22 protein-coding genes are annotated in these 21,722 nt (G+C 62.3%); 13 read left to right on the top strand and 9 right to left on the bottom strand.

Translation table 11 applies throughout. The annotated features are described in order from the left end of the window. Positions 1–9: 9 nt before the first annotated feature. A complete protein-coding gene (locus tag R3C98_RS14695; protein ID WP_371314818.1) occupies positions 10–849 on the bottom strand; it encodes a TauD/TfdA dioxygenase family protein in 840 nt (279 codons plus the stop codon). Between the two features lie 124 nt (positions 850–973). Further along, positions 974–3,475, bottom strand: a complete 2,502-nt coding sequence (locus R3C98_RS14690) for a zinc-dependent metalloprotease (protein WP_371314817.1) — start codon at positions 3,473–3,475, stop codon at positions 974–976. 181 nt (positions 3,476–3,656) lie between these two features. Here R3C98_RS14690 and R3C98_RS14685 point away from each other — a divergent pair, with 181 nt between their 5' ends. Continuing rightward, positions 3,657–4,412, top strand: a complete 756-nt coding sequence (locus R3C98_RS14685) for a CPBP family intramembrane glutamic endopeptidase (protein WP_371314816.1) — start codon at positions 3,657–3,659, stop codon at positions 4,410–4,412. Between the two features lie 127 nt (positions 4,413–4,539). Beyond that, complete coding sequence (locus tag R3C98_RS14680) at positions 4,540–5,022, top strand: nuclear transport factor 2 family protein (protein WP_371314815.1); 483 nt, start codon at positions 4,540–4,542, stop codon at positions 5,020–5,022. Positions 5,023–5,083: 61 nt separating this feature from the next. On the opposite strand, the gene R3C98_RS14675 is transcribed toward R3C98_RS14680, so the two are convergent. Both R3C98_RS14675 and R3C98_RS14670 read right to left on the bottom strand, forming a co-directional pair. Further along, entirely contained in the window at positions 5,084–5,560 is a 477-nt protein-coding gene (locus tag R3C98_RS14675; RefSeq protein ID WP_371314813.1) for a hypothetical protein, read from the bottom strand. 154 nt (positions 5,561–5,714) lie between these two features. Then, positions 5,715–6,854, bottom strand: a complete 1,140-nt coding sequence (locus R3C98_RS14670; RefSeq protein WP_371314812.1) for an isobutyryl-CoA dehydrogenase — start codon at positions 6,852–6,854, stop codon at positions 5,715–5,717. A gap of 64 nt (positions 6,855–6,918) precedes the next feature. Between R3C98_RS14670 and R3C98_RS14665 the strand changes: the two genes are divergently transcribed. The 3 genes from R3C98_RS14665 to R3C98_RS14655 all read left to right on the top strand — a co-directional run bounded on the left by R3C98_RS14665 (position 6,919) and on the right by R3C98_RS14655 (position 9,392). Further along, positions 6,919–7,455 (top strand): GNAT family N-acetyltransferase, encoded by a 537-nt coding sequence (locus R3C98_RS14665; protein ID WP_371314811.1) that lies wholly within the window; start codon positions 6,919–6,921, stop codon positions 7,453–7,455. Positions 7,456–7,485: 30 nt separating this feature from the next. Then, complete coding sequence (hemB, locus tag R3C98_RS14660; RefSeq protein WP_371314810.1) at positions 7,486–8,484, top strand: porphobilinogen synthase; 999 nt, start codon at positions 7,486–7,488, stop codon at positions 8,482–8,484. 83 nt (positions 8,485–8,567) lie between these two features. Next, positions 8,568–9,392, top strand: a complete 825-nt coding sequence (locus R3C98_RS14655; RefSeq protein WP_371314809.1) for a DUF4274 domain-containing protein — start codon at positions 8,568–8,570, stop codon at positions 9,390–9,392. Here R3C98_RS14655 and R3C98_RS14650 read toward each other — a convergent pair whose 3' ends face one another. Next, positions 9,393–9,995, bottom strand: coding sequence for a TetR/AcrR family transcriptional regulator (locus R3C98_RS14650; RefSeq protein WP_371314808.1), 603 nt, complete (start codon positions 9,993–9,995; stop codon positions 9,393–9,395). A gap of 68 nt (positions 9,996–10,063) precedes the next feature. On the opposite strand from R3C98_RS14650, the gene R3C98_RS14645 reads away from it, so the two are divergent. Further along, entirely contained in the window at positions 10,064–10,918 is an 855-nt protein-coding gene (locus tag R3C98_RS14645) for a metal-dependent hydrolase (RefSeq protein WP_371314807.1), read from the top strand. Positions 10,919–10,994: 76 nt separating this feature from the next. Here the strand turns inward: R3C98_RS14645 and R3C98_RS14640 are convergent, their stop codons facing one another. The 4 genes from R3C98_RS14640 to R3C98_RS14625 all read right to left on the bottom strand — a co-directional run bounded on the left by R3C98_RS14640 (position 10,995) and on the right by R3C98_RS14625 (position 14,010). Continuing rightward, positions 10,995–11,432 carry a peptidylprolyl isomerase gene (locus R3C98_RS14640; RefSeq protein WP_371314806.1) on the bottom strand — a complete coding sequence of 146 codons (438 nt, stop codon included), beginning with the start codon at positions 11,430–11,432 and terminating at the stop codon, positions 10,995–10,997. Between the two features lie 126 nt (positions 11,433–11,558). Next, positions 11,559–12,113: a GNAT family N-acetyltransferase gene (locus tag R3C98_RS14635; RefSeq protein WP_371314805.1), complete on the bottom strand. Its 555-nt coding sequence runs from the start codon at positions 12,111–12,113 to the stop codon at positions 11,559–11,561. 27 nt (positions 12,114–12,140) lie between these two features. Then, positions 12,141–13,121: a TIGR00341 family protein gene (locus tag R3C98_RS14630; RefSeq protein ID WP_371314804.1), complete on the bottom strand. Its 981-nt coding sequence runs from the start codon at positions 13,119–13,121 to the stop codon at positions 12,141–12,143. 31 nt (positions 13,122–13,152) lie between these two features. Then, a complete protein-coding gene (locus R3C98_RS14625; RefSeq protein WP_371314803.1) occupies positions 13,153–14,010 on the bottom strand; it encodes an NAD(P)-dependent oxidoreductase in 858 nt (285 codons plus the stop codon). Between the two features lie 102 nt (positions 14,011–14,112). Here R3C98_RS14625 and R3C98_RS14620 point away from each other — a divergent pair, with 102 nt between their 5' ends. The 7 genes from R3C98_RS14620 to R3C98_RS14590 all read left to right on the top strand — a co-directional run bounded on the left by R3C98_RS14620 (position 14,113) and on the right by R3C98_RS14590 (position 21,704). Beyond that, positions 14,113–14,814, top strand: a complete 702-nt coding sequence (locus R3C98_RS14620; RefSeq protein WP_371314802.1) for a hypothetical protein — start codon at positions 14,113–14,115, stop codon at positions 14,812–14,814. A 155-nt stretch (positions 14,815–14,969) separates the two neighbouring features. Beyond that, on the top strand, positions 14,970–15,617 hold the full coding sequence (locus R3C98_RS14615; RefSeq protein WP_371314801.1) for a flagellar motor protein MotB: 648 nt from the start codon (positions 14,970–14,972) through the stop codon (positions 15,615–15,617). A gap of 46 nt (positions 15,618–15,663) precedes the next feature. Next, the gene (locus tag R3C98_RS14610) at positions 15,664–17,508 is read left to right on the top strand and encodes an SLC13 family permease (protein WP_371314800.1); all 1,845 of its coding nucleotides are present in this window, start codon (positions 15,664–15,666) and stop codon (positions 17,506–17,508) included. Between the two features lie 16 nt (positions 17,509–17,524). Then, positions 17,525–18,283 carry an arginyltransferase gene (locus R3C98_RS14605; protein ID WP_371314799.1) on the top strand — a complete coding sequence of 253 codons (759 nt, stop codon included), beginning with the start codon at positions 17,525–17,527 and terminating at the stop codon, positions 18,281–18,283. 55 nt (positions 18,284–18,338) lie between these two features. Continuing rightward, complete coding sequence (locus R3C98_RS14600; RefSeq protein ID WP_371314798.1) at positions 18,339–19,448, top strand: TRAP transporter substrate-binding protein; 1,110 nt, start codon at positions 18,339–18,341, stop codon at positions 19,446–19,448. A gap of 14 nt (positions 19,449–19,462) precedes the next feature. Then, positions 19,463–20,131, top strand: a complete 669-nt coding sequence (locus R3C98_RS14595; RefSeq protein WP_371314797.1) for a TRAP transporter small permease subunit — start codon at positions 19,463–19,465, stop codon at positions 20,129–20,131. Further along, positions 20,121–21,704, top strand: a complete 1,584-nt coding sequence (locus R3C98_RS14590) for a TRAP transporter large permease subunit (RefSeq protein ID WP_371314796.1) — start codon at positions 20,121–20,123, stop codon at positions 21,702–21,704. Before R3C98_RS14595 ends, R3C98_RS14590 begins: the two co-directional genes overlap by 11 nt. The last annotated feature ends 18 nt before the right edge of the window (positions 21,705–21,722 follow it).

Raw genomic sequence — 21,722 nt, 5'->3', positions numbered from 1 at the left:
CGCAAGCCTTCAGTTCAGGGCACAGCCTTCCAGCGTGATGCGGTGCATGATGCGCCTGTGACCGTGATAATCATTCAAGGCCCAATGCCAGGTGGAGCGATTGTCCCAGAACGCGACCGAGCCCGGCCGCCACTCGAAGCGATAGGCGTGCGCCTTGTCCATGGCATGGGCGTATAGGCGAGAGAGCAAGGCCTGAGATTGCTCGTCCGTCTTGCCCACGATCTTCACAGTGAAGGAAGGATTCACATAAAGCGCCTTCTTGCCGCTCAACGGGTGCGTGATCACGACCGGATGGGTCACGTCCACCAGCAAGTCGGCAACGGCGGAATTGCCGATCCGGTTCCCGCCCGCATCGGTCGTATTGTAGTAGGTGTCCCCACTGGAACCGAAGATGTGCTTGGCAGAGTGGACGGCCTGCAGGCCTTCGATTTCCTTCTTCGTCGCGTCATCCAGCGTTTCATAGGCGCGGTACATGGAAGCGAACATCGTGTCGCCTCCGCGTTCCGGCAGCTCCCGCGCGACGAGGATGGAGCCCATGGCCGGTTCCTGGTCATAGGAATGGTCCGTATGCCAACCGCCGCCGATATTGTCCTTCTGGTCCTTTTCCTTGGCGACCATGGCGATCTGCGGATAGTCCGGATGCGCGGCGAAGAAGCGGTTCACATTGATCGGCGCCCAGCGTTCGGCGAAGGCGATGTGGTCGTCTTCGCTCAGGTCCTGGTCGCGGAAGAAGATGACGCCGTGCTCGGCATAGGCCTGCCGGATGGCGTCAAACTCCGCATCCGTCAGGTTCTTCAGGTCAATTCCGATGATTTCCGCGCCCACGCCGGGCAAGGTCTCGATCTGCATGGCTTCCTCCCAATGTGCCTTTTTCAGGCATCTTGGGTGCCACTATACCGCCTGCGGACGCGCCGGAAAACGTTTTCCTTGGCTGATCAATATCATACCGCCGGTATGTCCAGATGCCGCTTGCTTATTGCGCGAACACCAGATCGTCGAACCAGCCGGTTTCGCCTGCTCCGGCGCCGATGGGGCTGCCGGGCGGAACATCGACTTCCGTCATGCCGGGGGCGATGGCTGGAGCCGGACGCTCAAGGTGCGCGGCGATGCGGCGCTGCAGGTCTTCGCGGGCGGCGGCATCGACAGGGTCTGTCCGGCGCGCGGACTTAAGGCGCTGGCTTATCCCTTTCAGGAACGCATCGGCCCGCAAGGTGACACCTGGTGACGTTGCCGGGTCGCTGGCGAGCGCGATCAGGGAAGAAACAAAACGCGCCTGCTGGCGGCGCCGGATCTCTGCCTGACGCCGGGTCTGCGCGGGCGTGAAGACTTCCCGCTCCAGCTCGGCCAGCACTTCTTCGAAGGACAATGCCACCGGATCGCGCCGACTGGTCTCGACGAGTCGCGCCGCGCGGGCCGGGTGCAGCAACGCATCAATGGTCGTCTGCGTCGCCGTATCGGCAGCAGCCAGCAGATCGAACATCGGGCCGGTATCACCGGGGAAATACTCCGCCCCGCCCGTATTGTAGGAGAAGGCCGCGAGCGGCGGAGTGAGCTGGTTCAGCACGCTGTCAGGCAAGTCGAGCGCAGTCGGCTCCAGCGTAACGAGCAGCGCTTCAAGCGCCGCGCGCTGGCGCTGCGGCGCAACCGCATGCGCCATGCCGTCGCCATCACCCCGGCGGGAATAGTAGAACTCATACCCGCCGACAGATTTTGCCGCCGCGGCCACCTGATAGCGGTGGTAGAGATAGACCGGCACCAGTGTCTGGCGCAGGCGGGACGTGTCCGCGCCCGGCTCGATCACGTCGAGGCCGAAGCGATCCAAAGCAATCTTCCGTACCCGTAGCGTATTGTAGAGTTCGGCAATGGCATCCTCGCCATTGTCCCACACACTGCCATAGGGATGCGCTGTACCGGTGCCACGCGCTTCCGGATCGTCAACGAAGCGAAGGCCGCTGCCATAGGCAGCGCGCAGCAGCTTGTCGCCTTCGGCATCCTCATCGGCGCCTGCCGGATATTGTGCGTAGAGCCAGGTCGCGGAGACTTTGTCCCATTCGCCGATGCCGACATCGTAGGCTTCCGAAAAGTCGAGCTGGCCATTTTCGCTGACCTTCACCCAAGGTGCGGGATAATCCATCACCGAGGCGCGGTCGTTCGTGGAGGCCGCGAAATTATGTGCAAAGCCCAGCGTATGCCCCACTTCGTGTGCAGCAAGCTGGCGAATACGCGAGAGAGCCACCTGCACCGGATCGTCCACTTCGCCCGTGCCTGTTTTCGAGGCGCCGGCGAGCCCTTCGAAGATCATGCGGTCCTGACGCACGCGCTGGCTGCCGAGGATGACATTCGCTTTCAGCATTTCACCCGTACGCGGATCATAGACACCCCCGCCATAGGACCAGCCTCGCGTCTGCCTGTGCACCCACTGGATCACATTGTAACGGATATCGAGTGGATGAACGCCTTCCGGCAGGACTTCCACACGGTAGGAGTCCGGGAAACCAGCTGCCGCAAATGCGTCGGCCCACCAGGATGCTCCTTCAATCAGCGCATCGCGGATCTCGGGCGGCGCGCCGGAGTCGACATAGAAGACAATGGGTTCCTTCGCCGGGCTGGACGCGGCTGTGGGGTCCTGCTTCTCCAGCCGGAACCGGCGGGCGTAGGATTTGCGCACCTGCCCCTCCAGCGGCGCGGAGAAGTCATAATAAGGCACATCGATCGTCCCGCTACGCACATCGAAGGCGCGCGGCGTGTAACCATCGTCCGGCAGGCGCACGAGCGAGACGTGCTGGACCAGCGTAATCGCGCGCCCATCTGCGGCGGTGGCCAGAACTTCGGCTTTCGGATCGTCGCTTGTCAGGGTCAGGTAGGCGTCAAACTCGACATTGTCCGGAAAGGCAAGCGCAGCAGAAGCATCCGGCATAGACCGGTCCGCCGCGATCGAGAACGCCCCGCCCTTCGGATTGTTTTTCAGCGCGCCTTTCACATCCAGCGCATCGCGCGTGAGATAACCGGACATGTCGACCAGAAGCTCGCCGCTCTTGCTCTCTGCGATCACGTCACCTGACCAGAGGAAAGAGCTGGCAAAGGATTGGCGCACGGCCTTCTTCTCCAGCGGATTGTCGGCGCTGGCGATGTAACTCCAGTTCTCCTGCTCCACGATGAGCTTCTTGCCCACGCGGCGAAAAGCGACCAGCGATCCGCCATCGAACAGGCCCCTGTCGAGGCCGATGGGATTGGAACCAAGCCCGGCCGTCAGCCCCGTCGACTGGATCGCGCGCAGCGAGACGCCGTCCTCATCCGGCTTCGGGAAGGCCGCGAGGATGCGACCGCCCTTGGCATCGGCATAGATCGGCAGGAAACCGTCGGCGCGTGTCAGGCCGCTCGTCGCCTCGCTCCAGCTCTTGGCGCCGTCAGCTGCTGCCGCCCCCGCCCAGACCAATGCCAGAACCGAAAACAGGAAAGCCGCCAAACCGCGCATACCGAAACTCCATTCGCCCGAAACTGGCCGCACGGTGCCGCATAAGGGACGTGGGTTCAATGCCTGGCGGAAGGAGACGACGCCAACGGCTCCGGGGTGGAGAAAAGCACTGGACATTTTATTGATATTCGATATTACGCCGAGCCCGCCCACTCATCGGGCAAACCAAGTTGGATGATTCATGAAACCAGATGCCCCCGGTTCCCGCTGTGTCCTCTCGCCGCTGGTCATTCTGTGGGCGATGACGCTGACGGCTCAGCTGCTGGGGCTCGCATATGGGGTCGCCCAATCTGGCGGGAGCGTGGCATCCGTGATCCTGCCCAGCGCATTGGTCCTGTCGCTCGTGACGCTTCCCCTTGCATGGTCGGGCCTGGTCCTCGGACAACGCACCGGCCTCGGGGCACCCCTGCTGATGGACCTGCTGGACAAGGTGCCCGGTGCCGGATCGCGTTTCATCAAAAGTGCACTGCTCGCCTGTATTCTCGGCCTGCTGCTTGGTGCCGCGATGGTGGGGCTTAAGCTGGCGCTGCAGCCCTATTCTCCGCCGGAAATGCCCGTACTGGGCTTTCGCGGTCCTGTGGGCGGCCTGCTGGTCTCGATAGCGGCAGCCGTCGGAGAAGAAGTCTGGTTCAGATTGGGCCTGATGACTCTTCTTGTCTGGGGCATATCCCGTTTGCTGGGGCAGGCCGATCCCCACCCGGCCATGATGTGGTCCATCATCATTCTGACGGCTGTGGCCTTCGGCATGGCTCACCTGCCCCAGCTCGCGTCCTTTGATGCCGCAACACCGTTTTCCATCTGGGGAACGATCCTCGGGAACTGTGCCGTCGGCAGCCTCTATGGCTGGTGTTACTGGCGGCACGGATTGCTTGCGGCGATGGTGGCCCACTTTTCGGTAGACCTCGTCATTCACGTCCTGCCCGCCTTTTTCCGCTGAGCACCTACCAGACGCAATCGCGCCATTGACGGGAATTTTGATTTCCTGCTGATCCGGCGGTTTATGAAAGACGCAGCATGTTTCATGGTGCACATGATGATCGGGGCGCCTGCCTGGGAGTTACGTTATGAGTCTTGTGCGGTTCAGTGCGATTGCTGCGACAGCTACCTTTTGCTTCGCGCTTCTGACACCGTCGGCATGCGCAGAGACCGATGTGACCGAACGGTATCTTGAGCATTACCTGTCCGGCGACATCGCCGGGCTGGCGCCTTACATGAGCGAGACCATACATTTTCACGACTCCGTCAGCTGGTTTGACGGAAAGGAAGCTGTGCTCGAAGGCCTGACCCAGGTCTTTGCGGATATACCGGACATTTCATTTGAAGAATCGACGCGGTATCGATCCGGCCATGACACGCTGGTTGATGGCATATTGATCTTTGACAATGCCGGCCGCGCCCTGGGTGTTCCCGGACGCGTCTTTCATTTCGAGATGCCTTTTGCCGTATCCCTGCGTGAGGTGGATGGAAAGATCGTTTCCCATGTCGACTTCGTCGATGGCCCAACCTTCATGACACAATTTGAAGCCCAGCTTGAGGCGGAACATTAGATTTCTCTACGCCTGGCACGATGGGGCAGCACCACCTCAGCAAACGACACAGACCGAGAAATCAGCTCCCGTTGCAGGTCTGCGTATTTTTCTGGATGCCGATCTGGCTGACCTTGCCGGTGTCGTTGTCGACCTCGAAGTAGACGTCTTTGTAATCGTAGACGGTGATGTCACCGCGCGTGACGACGCATCTAGGTGTGCCGTATACGCTGCGCGTAAAAATCTGCTCACTGCCTAATGTCACGCCAGCCGGCGTGCGGTAGCGGGCATCGCGCGCGATGATCCAGTAGACCTTGTCGTCGGCGCCGACAGTCAGCCCGGGATAATTGTAGCTGGTCGCCTCCGTTCCCGCGATGGGGATCGTCTTGTGCGGCGTGCCCTTCACCGCGAACAGGTCCGCGAGCGACATGCCGAGCTCTATATTTCCGACACGTTCGCCGGGAATGATCATGTCATCGTTGAGATTAGGCGGGGCACTGGCGCACGCGCCGAATGCCAGGAACGAAAGGGTTGCGAGAGTTGCGCGGACAACCGACATGACGGATCCCTCAAGGCTTGCGTGGACACTGCACTGACGATCAGAGCAGCGCTCCCCCAGCCACGACAATGAAACTACGGCAAAAACAGTAACCTGCGCCACTCAGGCAGGCCACAATTTTTTGTAATGTTCAGTTCGCGAATACGGGGCCGCTCTAACTCTTCAGCATGTCCCGGCTGATGATGACGCGCATGATCTCGTTCGTGCCTTCGAGGATCTGGTGCACTCTCAGGTCACGGACGATGCGCTCCACGCCATAATCGGCGAGATAGCCATAGCCGCCATGGATCTGCAGCGCGTCGTTCGCCACCTTGAAGGCCGTGTCCGTCACGAACCGCTTCGCCATGGCGCACCAGCGGGTGGCGGCCGGGTCTTTCCGGTCGAGCCGTCCGGCAGCTTCGTAGAGCATCACGCGGGCGGCCTGAAGTTCGGTCTCCATGTCGGCCAGCTTGAACTGGGTGGCCTGGAAATCCGCAATCGCCTTGCCGAACTGGGAGCGCTCCTTCGCATAGGCGAGCGCCTTGTCGAGTGCGAGCTGTGCCCCGCCGAGCGCTGAGGCCGCGATGTTCAGGCGTCCGCCATCGAGCCCCGCCATGGCGAATTTGAAGCCGTGGCCTTCTTCGCCCACGCGGTTCGCCGCCGGAACGCGCACGCCGTCGAGGATGACCTGCCGCGTCGGCTGGCTCTTCCAGCCCATCTTGCGCTCATTGGCGCCGAAGCTGAGACCCGGCGCATCCTTCGGAATGATAAAAGTCGACACGCCCCTGGCGCCATCGTCGGAGGTCCGCGCCATCAGGACATAAATGTCCGACGTTCCCGCGCCAGAGATGAATTGTTTCGATCCGGAAATGACGTATTCGTCGCCCTCGCGGACAGCCTTCGTCTTGAGGCTGGCGGCGTCCGATCCGGCGCCCGGCTCGGTCAGGCAGTAGGAGGCGATCAGCTCCATGCTGGTCAGGCGCGGCAGCCATTCCTGGCGCTGCGCGTCGGAGCCGAATGTGTCGATCATCCAGCTCGCCATGTTGTGGATGGAGATGAAAGCCGCCGTGGAAACGTCGCCATAGGCCAGCTGCTCGAAGATCAGGGCCGCGTCGGTGCGCGTCAGGCCGGCGCCGCCGACATCTTCCTTCACATAGATGCTGGCGAATCCAAGCTCCGCCGCCTTGCGAATGACGTCGACGGGAAAGTGGCTGTTCTGGTCCCATTCCTCGGAATTCGGCAGCAATTCCTCTTCCGCGAACTTCCGCGCCATATCGCGAATCATCAATTGTTCGTCGGAAAACAACGCACTCATGGGTTCCACCTTTTGATTATCTCAAGTAATGAGTCGGGAATTCCTCTTGTAACCGGTATTGTCAATGCAGCGGACCCAATCAGCATACGACATCGCGCCAGCGCTGCTGGACGATATCGCACGCCTGATCGAGGTGGACCTGGCCGCTGGCCAGCTGTTCGCGCCGACGGGCCTGTTGTCCGATGAAGCGCTGCAGGATCATGTGCCGGAAACCGTGATGGTGCAGGCAGTCGAGGCGGGTGACCTGCTGAAAATCTGCAATGGAGGCGATTTGCCTGCGGGCTTTGCGCTCGTCTCCCACCGCGGCGGAACACTTTATCTCGACCAGATCAGCGTGCATCCCGATCATGGCCGCCGCGGGCTGGGCGGAGAACTTGTGCGGCACGTGCTGCAGGTCGCAAAACAGCGGCGCCTGAAGCAGGTCACCCTTTCTACCTTTCGGGACGTTCCGTGGAATGCGCCGTTCTATGGCAAGCTGGGTTTCCGCGAGATTCCGCGCAAGGACATGGCCGACTGGATGCTGGACCTGGAGAAGATCCAGGCAGAGAGTCTCGACGTCTCGCGGCGTTGTTTCATGGTGCGTAAGATTGGCTGGTTGTAAGCCGCCGCGTTTTGGCGCACTCACTGGGCCATGAAAAACTTTCCCCAATCCTTCCCGAACACCCGCATGCGGCGCCTGCGCCAGACGCCCTGGGTCCGCAGCCTCGTCGCAGAGAACACGCTGACCCCGGCAGACCTTGTCTGGGCCGTCTTCATCCATGATGGCGAAGGCCGCGTACCGGTGGGCAGCCTGCCGGGCATTGACCGGCTGAGCGTCGAGGAAGCGGCGAAGACGGCGAAGCGGGCGGAAAGCCTCGGCATCCCGGCCATCGCGCTCTTCCCCTATATCGGCCCGGAGGGCAAAGACGAGGAAGGCACCGGTGCGCTCGATCCGGACGGTCTCGTGCCTCGGGCTCTCCGCGCCATGAAGGATGCCGCCCCCGGGGTCGGCCTGATTACCGATGTCGCACTCGACGCTTACACCAGCCACGGCCATGACGGCCTGCTGGACCCGGACGGCACCATCCCGAACGATGCGACGGTGGAGCGGCTCGTGAAACAGGCGCTCGCCCACGCGCAGGCTGGCGCAGACGTCGTCGCTCCGTCGGACATGATGGACGGCCGCATCGGCGCCATCCGCGAGGCCTTCGACGAGGAGGGCTTCACCAATATGATGATCCTGTCCTACGCCGCGAAATATGCCTCCGGCTTCTATGGTCCGTACCGCGATGCCATCGGCTCGGCCCAGGCCCTCTCGGGCGACAAGAAGACCTACCAGCAGGACCCGGCCAATTCAGATGAAGCCCTGCGCGAGGTCGCGCTCGACCTCGCCGAGGGCGCCGACATGGTGATGGTGAAACCGGGTCTTCCGTATCTGGACATTGTGCAGCGCGTCTCGTCCACCTTCGGCGTGCCGACGCTCGCCTACCAGGTGTCCGGCGAATACGCCCAGATCATGGCCGCCGCCCAGAACGGCTGGATCGACGGCGACCGCGTGATCATGGAAAGCCTGATGTGCTTCAAACGCGCGGGTGCGAGCGGGATCATCACGTACTTCGCGGAGAAGGCGGCGGAAGTGCTGAACGGGTAATTCCGAGAACTCCATCGCCGCGATTAAGCCAAACACAAACAATTACCGGTAGTCTCACTCGGATTGATGCGTGAGGCTGCACTGTGATTTATGATGAATCGTTCGACGAGGATGCCGAGCGGGCAGAAGAGGCTCGTCTTGACGCTCTTGCGAACTGGCTGAATCCCCAGCCGCAGGACGTCTGGCTGATGTTCGTGAAACAGATGAACCATGACTTCACCACGTCAGTGGTGAGGTCCGTCATGCTGGACAATCCGGATTGCGACTTTGCCATCGTCGCCCGTTTTTTCTGGGAACTGGATCCGGGCTATTGGGTCGAAAGCCGGGAAGACTGGGCGGCTGGATCCGACCTCATCCAGCTGATCCTGTCCAATCTGGACAAGGGCTATTATCAGGCGTCGGAGCTTTGTTTTAGCCGCGTCGAAATCGTCTTGGAAGTTCAGGCTTTTGCGCTGGCACTCGAAAGGCGGGCGAAGAAGGGCTTCGCACCGCTCTCGGATTTCCCCCGCAGGCTGGTCGGCCCTTTTTCGGGGCGATTGCCGGACATGTCATGCATTCCGGCAAACGAGCTGGCCGAAGTCAACGCACTGCTCGGCCAGTTGGGCGGTGGAGAGATGCACCCTTCCAACCGGGCATGGCAGGAAGCCTTCGAAAGCAATCACTGGATTCGCCACTACCTGAAATTACCCGCCATCGAAACCGCCACAGATCCAGCGTTGCGAGACAAAAGCCTCAGCGATCATATCGCGGCCGTCTACGCCTCTCCCGCAGCATTCAACAAGGCACGCAAGCGCCTTTCCGCCGACCTGCCTCATCTCGGCCGGAGGCCCCGCCGGTCGTTACTCAGCAAGCTGCGCTGGGCAACCCGCAACCAGCGAGGAGATGAGCAGTTCTTCGAGGGGTACTAATCACCCCACCAGCCGCTGAAAATTCGCGAGCAGCATCTGGAGCGTCAGCTCCCGTGCCCGCCCTTCCGGCTTGCCGATCAGTTTGCCGAGTGACGGGCCGAACAGGCCGACGCCGAGCGCCAGCGTGACGCTGAGCAGGATCATGTCTTCGGCGACGTCTTCGGGCACACCGGCCTGCGAGATCTTTTTCTGAGCGACTTCACGAACTGCTTCGCGCACGACGGTCAGGCGGCTCGTCTCGTCCGTCAGTTCCAGCCACGCGGCAAGGCGTGCCGCGCCCGGCGTTTCCAGCGCATCGAACAGCGTCTTCAAGCCGACGGCACGCGCTTCGGTCGGGGCATCGGCCGGGATGTCGATGGCCAGGATGCTGTCGACAAGCTCGCCGATCATCCGTTCCATCAGCGCCTGCTGGACCGCGTCGATCGACCCGAAATGGTGCAGAACAGTGGCATTGGCGACGCCTGCCGCCTTGGCCACGTCCGCCAGCCGCAGCGATTGCGGCCCCTTTTCCACGAGCAACATCTCCGCCGCCGCCAGGATGTTGGCGCGGGACTCTTCCGGACTGCGCCGGATTCTCGGGGTGTCGTTACTCTTTATTGACATTTTTGTCAGTAGTGTTATTTATCAGCATAAGACTGTTGTCCAGATATTTCCCCAGGGTTCCTAGCACCATGACGACCAAGCGTACGCCTGAAGATGTAACGATTCTGCCCCGCGACCTGCATTTTGACATGGCCGCCGCCGATAATGGCCCGTGGCTGGACGGCGATCCGGTCGCCACGGCCGTGTTCAACGCCATGTCGCTGACCTTCCCGGATGGCGAGCGCATGTTCATCGACGCGGTGAAGGCCTACAAGGACGAGGTCTCCGGCAAGCTGGCGCAGGATGTGAAAGACTTCATCCGCCAGGAAGCCATTCACTCGCGCGAGCATCACCTGCTGAACAACAAGATCGACCGCACGAAATACCCGGTCGATGCCATCGAGGCGAAGATCCGCGAGAAAGTGAAGTTCGCCTATGATGGCGGCCGGTTCCGTATGCTGATCGCCACGATCTGCCTCGAACACTTCACCGCCATGATGGCGGACCTGATGATGGACCTCGAAACCGATTACGGCCAGCTGTTCAGCAAGACCGACCCGGCGCTGGAACGGCTGTGGCGCTGGCATGCCATGGAAGAGACCGAGCACAAGGCGGTTGCCTATGACGTGTTCCTCGAAGCGACGAAAGACCTGTCACCGATCAAGCGCTACTATCGCCGCTGCATGTCCATGCTGATCATCACCAGCAATTTCACGGGCAATATTGCGGGCTACGCAGCAGACCTACTGATGGCCGATGGCTACACGCAGGAAGACGCCGACCGCGCCGTGAAGGCCTTCCTCTGGAAGAAGCCGTCCCTGTTCGGCAAGGGCTGGAAAACCTGGCTGTCCTGGTTCAAGCCGGGCTTCCACCCGTGGGACCACGACAACCGCAAGGAAATGACGGCCTGGAAAGAAGAGTTCACGGCCGTTCCTGCGGAATAAACATCCGAAAACAACACAAAAAAGGGGGGGAGAACGGATATCCGTTCTCCCCCTTTTTCATTTGGCAGAATTCGCCTCAGGCGGCCGGTTTGATTTCGACCAGTTCGATGGCGAAAGTCAGGTCCTGTCCGGCCAGCGGGTGGTTTGCGTCCAGCGTGATCGTGGTTTCATTGGCGTCGACCACGACAACCGGGATGACCTGGCCATTCTGGGCCTGCATCTGGAGGCGCGTGCCGACTTCGGTCGGGATCTCGGCCGGAATCTCCGTGCGCTGAATTTGCTGGCGCATATCCGGATTGACCGGGCCATAGGCCTGGTCGCATGGCACGTTGACGGTTTTCTTGTCGCCGACCGCCATGCCCGGGATGGCCGAATCGAGGCCCGGAATGATTTGTCCGGAACCGACCTGGAACGCCAGCGGATCACGCCCTTCAGAGCTGTCGAAGGTCGTGCCGTCGTTCAGCGTCCCTTTATAGTGAATGCTGACGGTGTCGCCGTTTTTGACCTGCGTCATAATAAATCCAATCTTTTCGGTGGGGTATGGGTCATCAAAGGCCGCGTCGCTCTCGCGGGTGCTTTGGGGGTCTCGCCCCCAACCTAGAAGGTCAGGCCCGGATGTAAACCCGCCCGCCCCGACCGCTTACAGCGGCTTGCGCATGTGGATTACGGTGTTGCGCTCGCCATTCGCGCCAGTGTGGTGCTCGGTGAAGAAAGCTTCATAGCCGCGCGCCTCGTAGAGCGGACGCCCCGGCACGGTGGAGCCGAGTTCGATTGTCCGGAATCCCGCATCCCGCGCGGCGCCTTCGCCAAGCTCCAGCAGCATCGTGCCGAGGCCCAGACGGATCCAGTCCGGATGGGTGTACATGGCGCGAATCCGTGCCGCGTCGGTTGCCGGGTCGGACAGGCGGTCGTCCCGCCCCGGCGAATGATCGCCGCCATACAGCGTGCGCCGCTTGCCCCAGCCGCCACAGGCCACCATGACCGTTTCACCCCCCTCATCGGCCTCGATCACGAAATAGGTCCGGTCGGCGATCAGACTGCGGTCGACGCCCATCGTCTCCTGCGCGGCCTTGATCTCCGGTTCGGACAGGAAGGCCCGCATGTTGACCGCAATGGAGGCGCGCATCAGTTCGATGATCGCAGGGATATCGTCTTCCGTTGCAATCCGTGAGCGGAATCGGGTCGTGTCAGTCATGGAGTCTCTGCCGGTGTCTGTTCCGGATTACCCGATCGATACTTTGTTGCCGAGATCAAGATAAAGTATCAGCGCAATGGAGACGACCAGCACAAAGCCCGACAAAAGGGCATTCAATAGCACCGCCCTGTTCGCATGCTTCTGCTCGATCCAGGAACGCGGCCGGATGCGGCGCAAGCGGAACACGATCAGGGCCGACAGGATCAGCGCCGCGACGTTCAGGGCCAGCAGCAGGCAGGCACGAAGGGCCAGTGGCCATTCCCCCGCCCCCATGAACAGGCCCACCGCTGCGCCGGGCGGCAGGAGGGCTGCGGCCACCATCACACCCACCAGCGTCGATGTCTGGCTTCGCGTCAGAGACAGGGCCGCCGCCCCGCCCGCCGCCATGGCGAGTGCCAGGCCATCGAGGCGAACCTCGGCGCGCGACATCAACTCATGGCTCTGCAGGTCTATCGGCAGGACGAAGGACAAGAGCAGTGAGCAGACGAGCGCCGTACCGATGCCTGCCGCCAGTGTGACGGATGCCCGCTTCAACAGATCGAAGTCACCCAGCGCGGCCCCCATCGAGAAACCGAGCACCGGGCCCAGCAACGGCGCGATCACCATGGCCCCGATCACGGCGGCTACACCGTTCGAATTCAGGCCGATGGCCGCCACAATGGTGGAGAGGACGACCATGACGAAAAAGTTCCGGTCAAATCGCGCACCGCTTGCCACGTCGGAATAGATTTCCTCCCGCATCGCCTGTGTGGATTTCGCCTGTTTGCCGGGCTTCGGTTCTTCCAGTTTCGGCGCCGTCGCCTCGATCGGCAGGATGGAAATACGCCAGTCCTTCGCGCCCTCCAGTGCAGTCTGGACATTGTCCATCAGCGTCTGCTCCATGCCTTCACGAATGAAGACGGAGATCAACTTCCGGTCCTTCTGCTCTGTATCGAGGATATAATAGTCAACCGGCTCTGAAGCCTTGATGGCACGCTGGACAATGTCCAGACGTTCGTCTGCCCTCATATGAATGTCGAGACGCCGCAAGCCCCCGGCCTCAGCGCTTCAGGCGGGCGAGCAGGCTGGACGTATCCCAGCGGCTGCCGCCCATCGCCTGAACGTCGGCATAGTACTGATCGACCAGAGCGGTCACCGGCAGCGTCGCGCCATTGTCACGGGCCGCCTCCAGCGTGATGCGGAGGTCCTTGCGCATCCAGTCGACAGCGAAACCGTGCGTGTAATGATCTTCGACCATTGTCTTCCAGCGGTTTTCCATCTGCCAGCTCTGCGCCGCGCCGCCGCTGATCGCCTCGATCACGGCCGCTGTGTCCAGACCGGCTTTCTCGGCAAAGTGCAGGCCTTCGGCGAGGCCCTGAACGATCCCGGCGATGCAGATCTGGTTGACGGACTTGGCCAGCTGGCCGGAGCCTGCGCAGCCGATATGGGTCATTCGCTTGCCATAGGCTGCCATGATGGGCTGGGCCTGTTCGAAGGTCGGGTCATCACCGCCGCACATGATGGTCAGGGCGCCATTGCGCGCACCGGCTTCTCCGCCGGAGATCGGCGCGTCTAGGAAATGCGCGCCTTTCGCCTTGCAGCGGGCGTAGAGATCACGCGCCAGATCTGCCGAGGCGGTCGTGTGGTCCACGATGACCATGCCCGCGGCCACGCTCGGCTCCATGGCGGCAAAGACTTCGGCCACGTCCGGGTCATCCCCCAAGCATAGCAGGACATATTCGGCACCGAAAGCGGCAGAGGCCGGGTCCCTGGCCACTTCGCCCTTGTGCTGGCTCGCCCAGTTTTCGGCTTTGGCATGGGTGCGGTTCCACACCACGACCTCATGCCCCTTGGCGGCGAGATGGCCCGCCATGTGAAACCCCATCACCCCGAGGCCAAGAAATGCCGTGCGTGCCATGTCGATTCTCCAATTTTTCGTAGCAGACGCCCCCACCTAAAGATGGACAAGGCGGGAGCGTTGCGTCACCAGTAGCGCCATAACTAAAGGGGTGCGGTGGTAATGTGGAGTACCATAACTGAAGGTCCGGGCGGATTTTGCGACGCTTTGACAAATATTGGCGTCAACTGTTCGCAAAATGTGCTTCAGATAAATGTGTGGCATTTGATCGTCGGCGTGATTTTCGCCGTTCTGGTTTCAGCCATTTCGAGCGTGATCTTTCGGTACAAGAGGCTGGACACGCATTTTGTCACTTACAACCTGACCGCTCCGCACCGGGCTATCGACGACGCAAAGACCATCAAGCTGCATCCCAACCGGATGGTGGAACTACTTGATCAGAAGGATCTCAAAAATTTGGGTCCGACAGCAGCAACGGAAAAACTCAATGAGCGTTTCGCGAAACGCTACTTTATTGTGGAGTTCCGGGAAGCTGGGCGCAAAGTCTATCGGGGCGAAGCCAGGCTCGTCCCCGTTTGGCAAAAAACCCAACCCAACGAAATCCGCCTGGATCCCGAAACGATGGCGGCTCTCAAAAAAGGAAGCGCCAGTGATCAGGACGACAACACTGATAATTCAGTCGGCGTCGATGGCGTCTTCGACCTCTTCGCGCGAAAGATCAGATGGTGGGATATTCGTCACTGGATATTCCATCCGGACCGGGAAGTTCGGATCGGACTTAGGGTGGCTGGGTTTATTGCGTTGCTCGAATATTCCAGCGACATCTGGAAAGCGCTGAAAGCGATCCTCGCAGCCCCATTCTGATCCCCGGTAATTTCGATCGAATTTCATCGAAATCCCACCGTCTGGCGTGACCTGACCTTCACCAAGGCCTGCTAATACAGGCAGACCACTCAGAAGGAGAGGGTTCGAGCGAGCAGATGGCTTATGCCACTTACTCTTCACAAGGCGCGGGCAGAATGCCCGTCGCGCCCGCCCGAAAGGCAGGCACCTGGAAGATGGCCTATGCCGACTTCCTGACCGCGCTCATGGCGTTTTTCCTCCTGATGTGGCTGATCAGCGGCGTGTCCGCCGATGACCGTGCCGAGATCGCCGACTATTTCCATAACCGGACACCCGACGCCGCCACCGCCGTCGCGGTGCAATCCGGCCCCTCGGCAGCCGACCGCATCTTCAGCGCGCTCAGCGAGAACCCGGCCCTTGTCGCCGCCGGTTCCAGCGTCGTGCTGGCAAAAGAAGCAGACGGCATCCGCATTGATCTTGTCGACACCGCCGAACGCCCCCTGTTCGACCGCGCCGATGGCCGCTTCACCGAAACCGGCCTTGCCCTTGCCCGCGAAACTGCGGCCGTGCTGGCCGGTACGGAGGGTACACTTACGCTCGAAGGCCATACCGATGCTTTCCCGAGCCTCACCCCCGGCTACTCCAACTGGGAGCTGTCTTCGGACCGTGCCAATGAGGCCCGCCGCGTCTTCGAGGCCACAGGTGTCGCGGCGGACCGTATTCGCGGCGTCGCCGGTCTGGCCGATACACAGCCCCTAATCTCCGCTCAGCCCCACTTGCCCGTTAACCGGCGGGTCAGCATACTGGTCCAAGTAGAGGGTTAACGCCCTCCGGTTTCCGGGGGCTACACCAGAAAGTCCCGGAGCCCTGATGCTCGCAGAATTCCTGACACATTGGCCTATGTGGGCGAGCCTCGGCGTCGTCATTGCAGCCATTTGCTTTTACATGCTCGACCGCTGGTCGATGGAGCTGGTCTCCGTCTGCGTGATCGCCGCGCTGCTGGTCCTGTTCACCCTGCCCGGCGCGCATGGGGAGGACGGCACGCCGATCAGCGCGCAGGACCTCCTCTCCGGATTCGGCAATCCGGCCCTGATCACCATCATGGCCTTGCTGGTTGTCGGACAGGGCCTGTTCCAGACCGGTGCCCTCGAAGGCCCGACCAAGGCGCTGCTGTCGGGCTATGACCGGCGTCCGCGGATGACGCTGCTGCTTGCCTTCCTCGCCGTCTTCGCGATCAGCGCCTTCGTCAACAATACGCCGATCGTCATCATGTTCCTGCCGGTGATGAGCGCCATCGCCCACCGGATGAAATCCTCGGCGTCGAAGCTGATGATGCCGCTCAGCTTCATTTCCATCTTCGCCGGCATGACGACGCTGATCGGTACCTCGACCAACCTGCTGGCGGCTGAGGCGTTTGACCGGATCGAGGGCCGCCAGCTCGGCTTCTTCGACCAGTCGCCGATGGGCCTCATCCTGGCTGGTGCCGGCATGATCTACCTGCTGGTCTTTTCGCGCTTCCTGTTGCCGGTGCGCGAAGGCCTGACCGAGGACATCGCCTCGACCTCATCCAAGCAGTTCCTCGCCCAGATCGAAGTCACCCCAGGCCACTTCCTGGAAGGCAAAAAACCCGTCGCTGGCATGTTCCTCGACCTGCCCGACATGACTGTGCGCATGATCCAGCGCGGCGAACGCGCTGTCCTGCCTCCCTATGAAGACATCAAGCTGCGCCCCGGAGACCTCGTCATTGTGGCGGCCACGCGCGCGGCCATCCAGAACGTCCTCGCCCGCCAGCCGGATTTCCTGCAGCAGGTCTGGCAGTCTGCCGGCGGTGACATGGACGATAGCGGCCGCCCGCGCCGCCTGTCGCTGACCGAGGCGGTCATTGCCCCTGGCTCGCGGATGGTCGGCCGCACGGTCGAGATGCTGGGCTTCCGCCGTCTCACCCGCGCCGTTACGCTCGGCATCCAGCGCCGCAGCCGCATGATCCGCACCAAGCTCGGCGAGATCCGCCTCGAATCGGGCGACACGCTGCTGCTGTGCGGCCCGCCGGACGCCTTCCTGGAACTGCGCCAGAGCCGCGACCTGATCCTGCTGGAATGGTCGCAGACCGAAATCCCGCTGACCACCAAGGCGCTGGCCGCGCGGGTGATCTCGCTGGCCCTCGTCATCAGCGCGGCTTCCGGCCTGCTGTCGATCCTTCACGCATCGGTGCTGAGCGCCGTGGCCATGCTGCTCACGGGCTGCCTGAACTACCGCCAGGCCAGCCGTTCGCTGGATTTGCGCATCTTCCTCGTCATCGGCGCCGCCCTCGCCATGGGCCTGGCACTGGAGAAGACCGGCGCGGCATCCTTCATTGCGCATGCCGTCGTCAATGTCGCCTCACCCTTCGGCACGCTGGCTGTCCTGTCGGCGCTGTTCCTGGCGGTCGCCATCCTGACCAACCTGCTCTCGAATGCCGCCACGGCCATCCTGTTTTCGCCGATTGCGCTTTCCGCGGCACATGAGCTGAATGTATCAGACCCGCTGCCTTTCCTGCTGGCCGTGATTTACGGTGCCAATTGCAGTTTCGCGACGCCGATCGCCTATCAGACGAATATGCTGGTCATGGGGCCCGGACATTACCGCTTCGGGGACTTTGTCCGCTTCGGTGGACCGCTCGTTTTTGTGCTTTGGTGCGTGTTTACGCTCTTCGCCCCTTGGCGGTTCGATCTGTAAGTGTAGTGTCTGAGGCATGAAATTTACGGACTCGAAGAGCCTGCCCCCCGGTCTGGAGCGTTCGCTGCGTTTTTACGTAACGAATCCGAGCCCTTGTCCGTATCTTCCGGGCCGTAAAGAGCGCAAGGCGTTCACGAATCTCTCGATCACCGAATCGGATCTGGTTCACAATCTGCTCAGCCAGTCGGGTTTCCGGCGCAGCCAGACCATCGCTTACCGCCCGGCCTGCCCGCGCTGTAATGCCTGCCGCAGCGTCCGGGTGCCGACACGGGATTTCATCCCCTCCCGCAATGACCGCCGCGCCATGCAGCGCAATGGCGATCTTGTGCGCCGCGAGGTCGATGCCGAGCCGACACGCGAACAATACGCTTTGCTGAAAGCTTACGTTCAGACCCGTCACGAAGGCGGCGGCATGTCGGATATGTCCTATCGCGATTATGCCGCCATGGTCGGCGGCAGCCCGGTGAAAAGCCATATCTTCGAATACCGCGACGGGCCGGAGGAAGACGCCCGGCTAGTCGCCTGCTCGATCACCGATGTGCTGCGCGACGGCTTCTCGATGGTCTACACCTTCTTCGACCCGGATCTGGAGAGCCGCGGGCTCGGTCACTACATGATCCTGGACCATATCCGGCTCGCGCAGGACCTTGGCCTGCCGCACATCTATCTGGGCTACTGGGTCAAGGGCAGCCCGAAAATGGATTACAAGCGCCGTTACAAACCGCTCGAAGTACTCGACGGAGACCGCTGGAGGCTGCTCCGCGACGACGAATAGGTCCGTGAAGAGACCGGGTCCGGGGCACCCTGACGGGTAATGGGGAAGGAAACGCATGATCAACAGACGTAACCTCGTTGGCGCGGGCGTGCTCGGCCTTGGCGGCGCAGCAGCTGCCTTTGCCAATCCCAGCACCACGCCGCTCGCCGGCACCCCGGCGATCAGCCGCAACCGGCGCAAGCTGAACATGGTCACGACCTGGCCGAAGGGCCTGCCGGGCCTCGGCGAAGCGGCAGAGCGCGTCGCCCGCCGCATAATGGCCGAGACCGACGGCGTCATCGAGGTGAAAGTCTTTGCCGCGGGCGAACTGGTCCCGGCGTTCGAATGTTTCGACGCGGTCGCGAACGGTTCGGCCGACATGTACCATGGCGCCGAATATTACTGGACGGCCAAATCCCCGGCCTATCCCTTCTTCACCGCCGTGCCTTTCGGCATGTCGGCTCAGGAGATCATGGGCTGGATCGATTTCGGCGGCGGACAGGAACTCTGGGACGAGCTGTCCGGCCAGTTCGGCGTGAAGTCTTTCCAGGCGGCGAACTCCGGCCACCAGATGGGCGGCTGGTTCCGCAAAGAGATCAACAGCCTGGACGACCTCGTCGGCCTGAAAATGCGTATTCCGGGTCAGGGCGGCGATGTGCTGCGCGCGCTCGGCGGCTCGTCCATCTCCATTCCGGGCGGCGAGATCTATCAGTCGCTGCAGACCGGCGCCATCGACGCGACCGAATGGGTCGGCCCGTGGAACGACTATTATCTCGGCTTCTACCGTGAGGCGCCCTACTATTACGGCCCCGGTTTCCACGAGCCGGGCTCCAGCCTCGCCTGCGGCATCAACCGCCGCGTCTGGGACAGTTTCTCGCCCGGCGAACAAGCCGTCATCAAGGCCGCCTGCGAAAGCGTGAACCACACGTCGCTCGGCGAATTCACCTACCAGAACTCGGTTCACCTCGACCTGCTGGTCAACGAGCATGGCGTGCAGCTGCGCAGCTTCCCGCCGGAAGTCGTCAGCGCGATGGCCGAAGCGGCGTGGGACGTACGTGCCGCCTCCGGCAAGGACGGCCTCGAGAAGCGCATCTATGAGAGTTTCGAGAAATCCCTGAAGCTGATGCGCGGCTGGTCGACCATTTCGGACGGCGCCTATTACGCCGCCCGCGACGCGAACAAATAGCCGGTCGCCCCGCCATGGATCCGGCCTTTTTCCTTCACCTCGGCACAATCCTGAAATGGGTGGGCATCGCGCTCCTGCCCGTTTTCCTGCTGCCGCTCGTCACCCTCGTCCTGCCGAACCTGGTCGAAGGTATCTCGAAGCGCGTCAGCGCGATCATCGATGCCATCAGCGGTGTGGCCCTCGGCGGGGCAATCGCCAGCGCGCTGCTGCTGGTCATGTTCCAGCTCACCGTCGTCGTGCTGAGATACACCTATGGCATCAGCTTCACATGGCTGAATGAGCTCGTGATCTACGCCTTCGCCGCCATGTTCATGCTCGGCGCCGCCGCAACCCTGCGCGATGACGGGCATGTGCGCGTCGATATCCTGCGCCCCCGCTTCGGCGCCGACGGCCGCAACTGGATCGAACTGGCGGGCATCTACTTCTTCCTCTTCCCGATCTGCATCCGTATCCTGACGACCGGCGAACAGGGCCTCGCCCGCGCCTGGTCGCTGTTCGAAGGCTCCAGCGAGTCCGATGGCCTGCCCTTCCTCTACCTGTTCAAGACGCTGGTGCCGGCCTTTGCCGTGCTGATGCTGGCGCAGGGCCTGTCCGAAGCGCTGAAGGCGGCGCTGCGCCTCACCGGCAAGCTGGAGAATGAAGTTCCGGCCACCTCCGAGACGGAGAGCGCTCATGGAGCTTGAGATCATCCTCGCCTTGCTCATGTTCGCCAGCGCCATCGGCGCGCTGCTGATGGGCTATTCCGTGGCGCTGACGCTTGGCGGCGTCGCGCTGATCTATGCCCTGATCGGTATCGGCCTCGGCGTGTTCCCGGAGCCGCTGCTGCGCTCCCTGCCTAGCCGCATCCAGGGCGGCTCGATCATGCAGAACACGACACTGATCGCCGTGCCCCTGTTCGTTTTGATGGGGGTCATCCTCGAACGCTCCCGCGTGGCCGAGGACCTGCTGCACATCGCCAGCCGCCTGCTGGGCAAGCTGAATGGCGGGCTCGGCTATGCCGTGGTTCTCGTCGGCGCGCTGCTGGCCGCATCGACCGGTATTGTTGGCGCGACCGTCATCACCATGTCGCTGATCGCCCTGCCGTCGATGCTGAAGCAGGGCTACGACCCGCGTCTCGCCTCTGGCACCATCGCCGCCTCCGGCACGCTTGGCCAGATCATCCCGCCGTCCATCGTGCTGATCCTGCTGGCCGATGCGGTCTCCAACGCGGCCAGCCAGGCCAGCCTTTCCAGTGGCGGCAAGTCGCTGGTTGTCTCCGTCGGTGACCTCTTCGCGGGCGCGCTGATCCCCGGTCTCCTGCTGGTCGGGCTCTACCTCGCATGGATCGCCTTCAACGCCGTGATGCGCCCGGCCCGCTGCCCGGCCGTGACGCTCGACGAAGACACTGCGCCGCTCACCTTCAAGGAAGTCGCGTTCGGCTTCGGCGCGCCGCTGGCGCTGATCTTCGCCGTGCTCGGCGCGATCCTTGGCGGCGTCGCCCCACCGACGGAAGCTGCCGCCATCGGCGCGTCGGGCGCGGTGCTCCTTGCGGGCCTGCGTCTTGCCCGCGAAGCGAACAGCCGCCTCGCCCCCGTCATCATGGCGGGCCTTGCCAGCCTGATCCTTGTCCTCGTCGTGCGCAACACGATGGACCTTCGCCTCGGCGTCGAACAGATGAGCACCGCCAGCATGGCCGGCATCGCCGTTACGCTGCTGGCCATCCTGGTCTTCTTTGCCGCCATCGGCGCGGGCCTGCTGGTGCTGCGCCGCATGCGCCAGCTGATGCCGGCGCTGAAGTCTGCCACGCACATCACGAGCATGGTGTTCCTCATCCTGATCGGTGCTTCGCTGTTCAGCCTCGTCTTCCGCGGCTTTGGCGGCGACGACATTGTGAAGGATGTGCTGCACGCCATGCCGGGCGGCCGCTGGGGCGCGCTGCTGATGACGATGATCGTGATGTTCGTGCTGGGCTTCTTCCTCGACTTCATCGAGATCGTGTTCGTGGTCGTGCCGCTCGTCGCCCCGCCGCTGATCCTGCTGGGCTTCGACCCGGTCTGGCTGGCCATCCTGATGGCGCTGAACCTGCAGACCAGCTTCCTGACGCCGCCCTTCGGCTTCGCGCTGTTCTACCTGCGTGGCGCGGCACCGCCGGAGGTGACGACGATGCAGATCTGGCGCGGCGCGATCCCGTTCATCATGCTGCAGCTGGTGTTGATCGCGCTGGTCGCCACCCTGCCCGGCCTCGCCACCTGGCTCCCGTCTCTCGTCGCCAAGTAATTCGCCGCAAAGTTATTC

Source organism: Hyphomonas sp., assembly GCF_041398465.1.
In the GTDB taxonomy this organism is placed as follows: domain Bacteria; phylum Pseudomonadota; class Alphaproteobacteria; order Caulobacterales; family Hyphomonadaceae; genus Hyphomonas.
The sequence above is the reverse complement of the archived record's forward strand: the minus strand, read 5'-3'. Positions and strand labels throughout refer to the sequence as shown.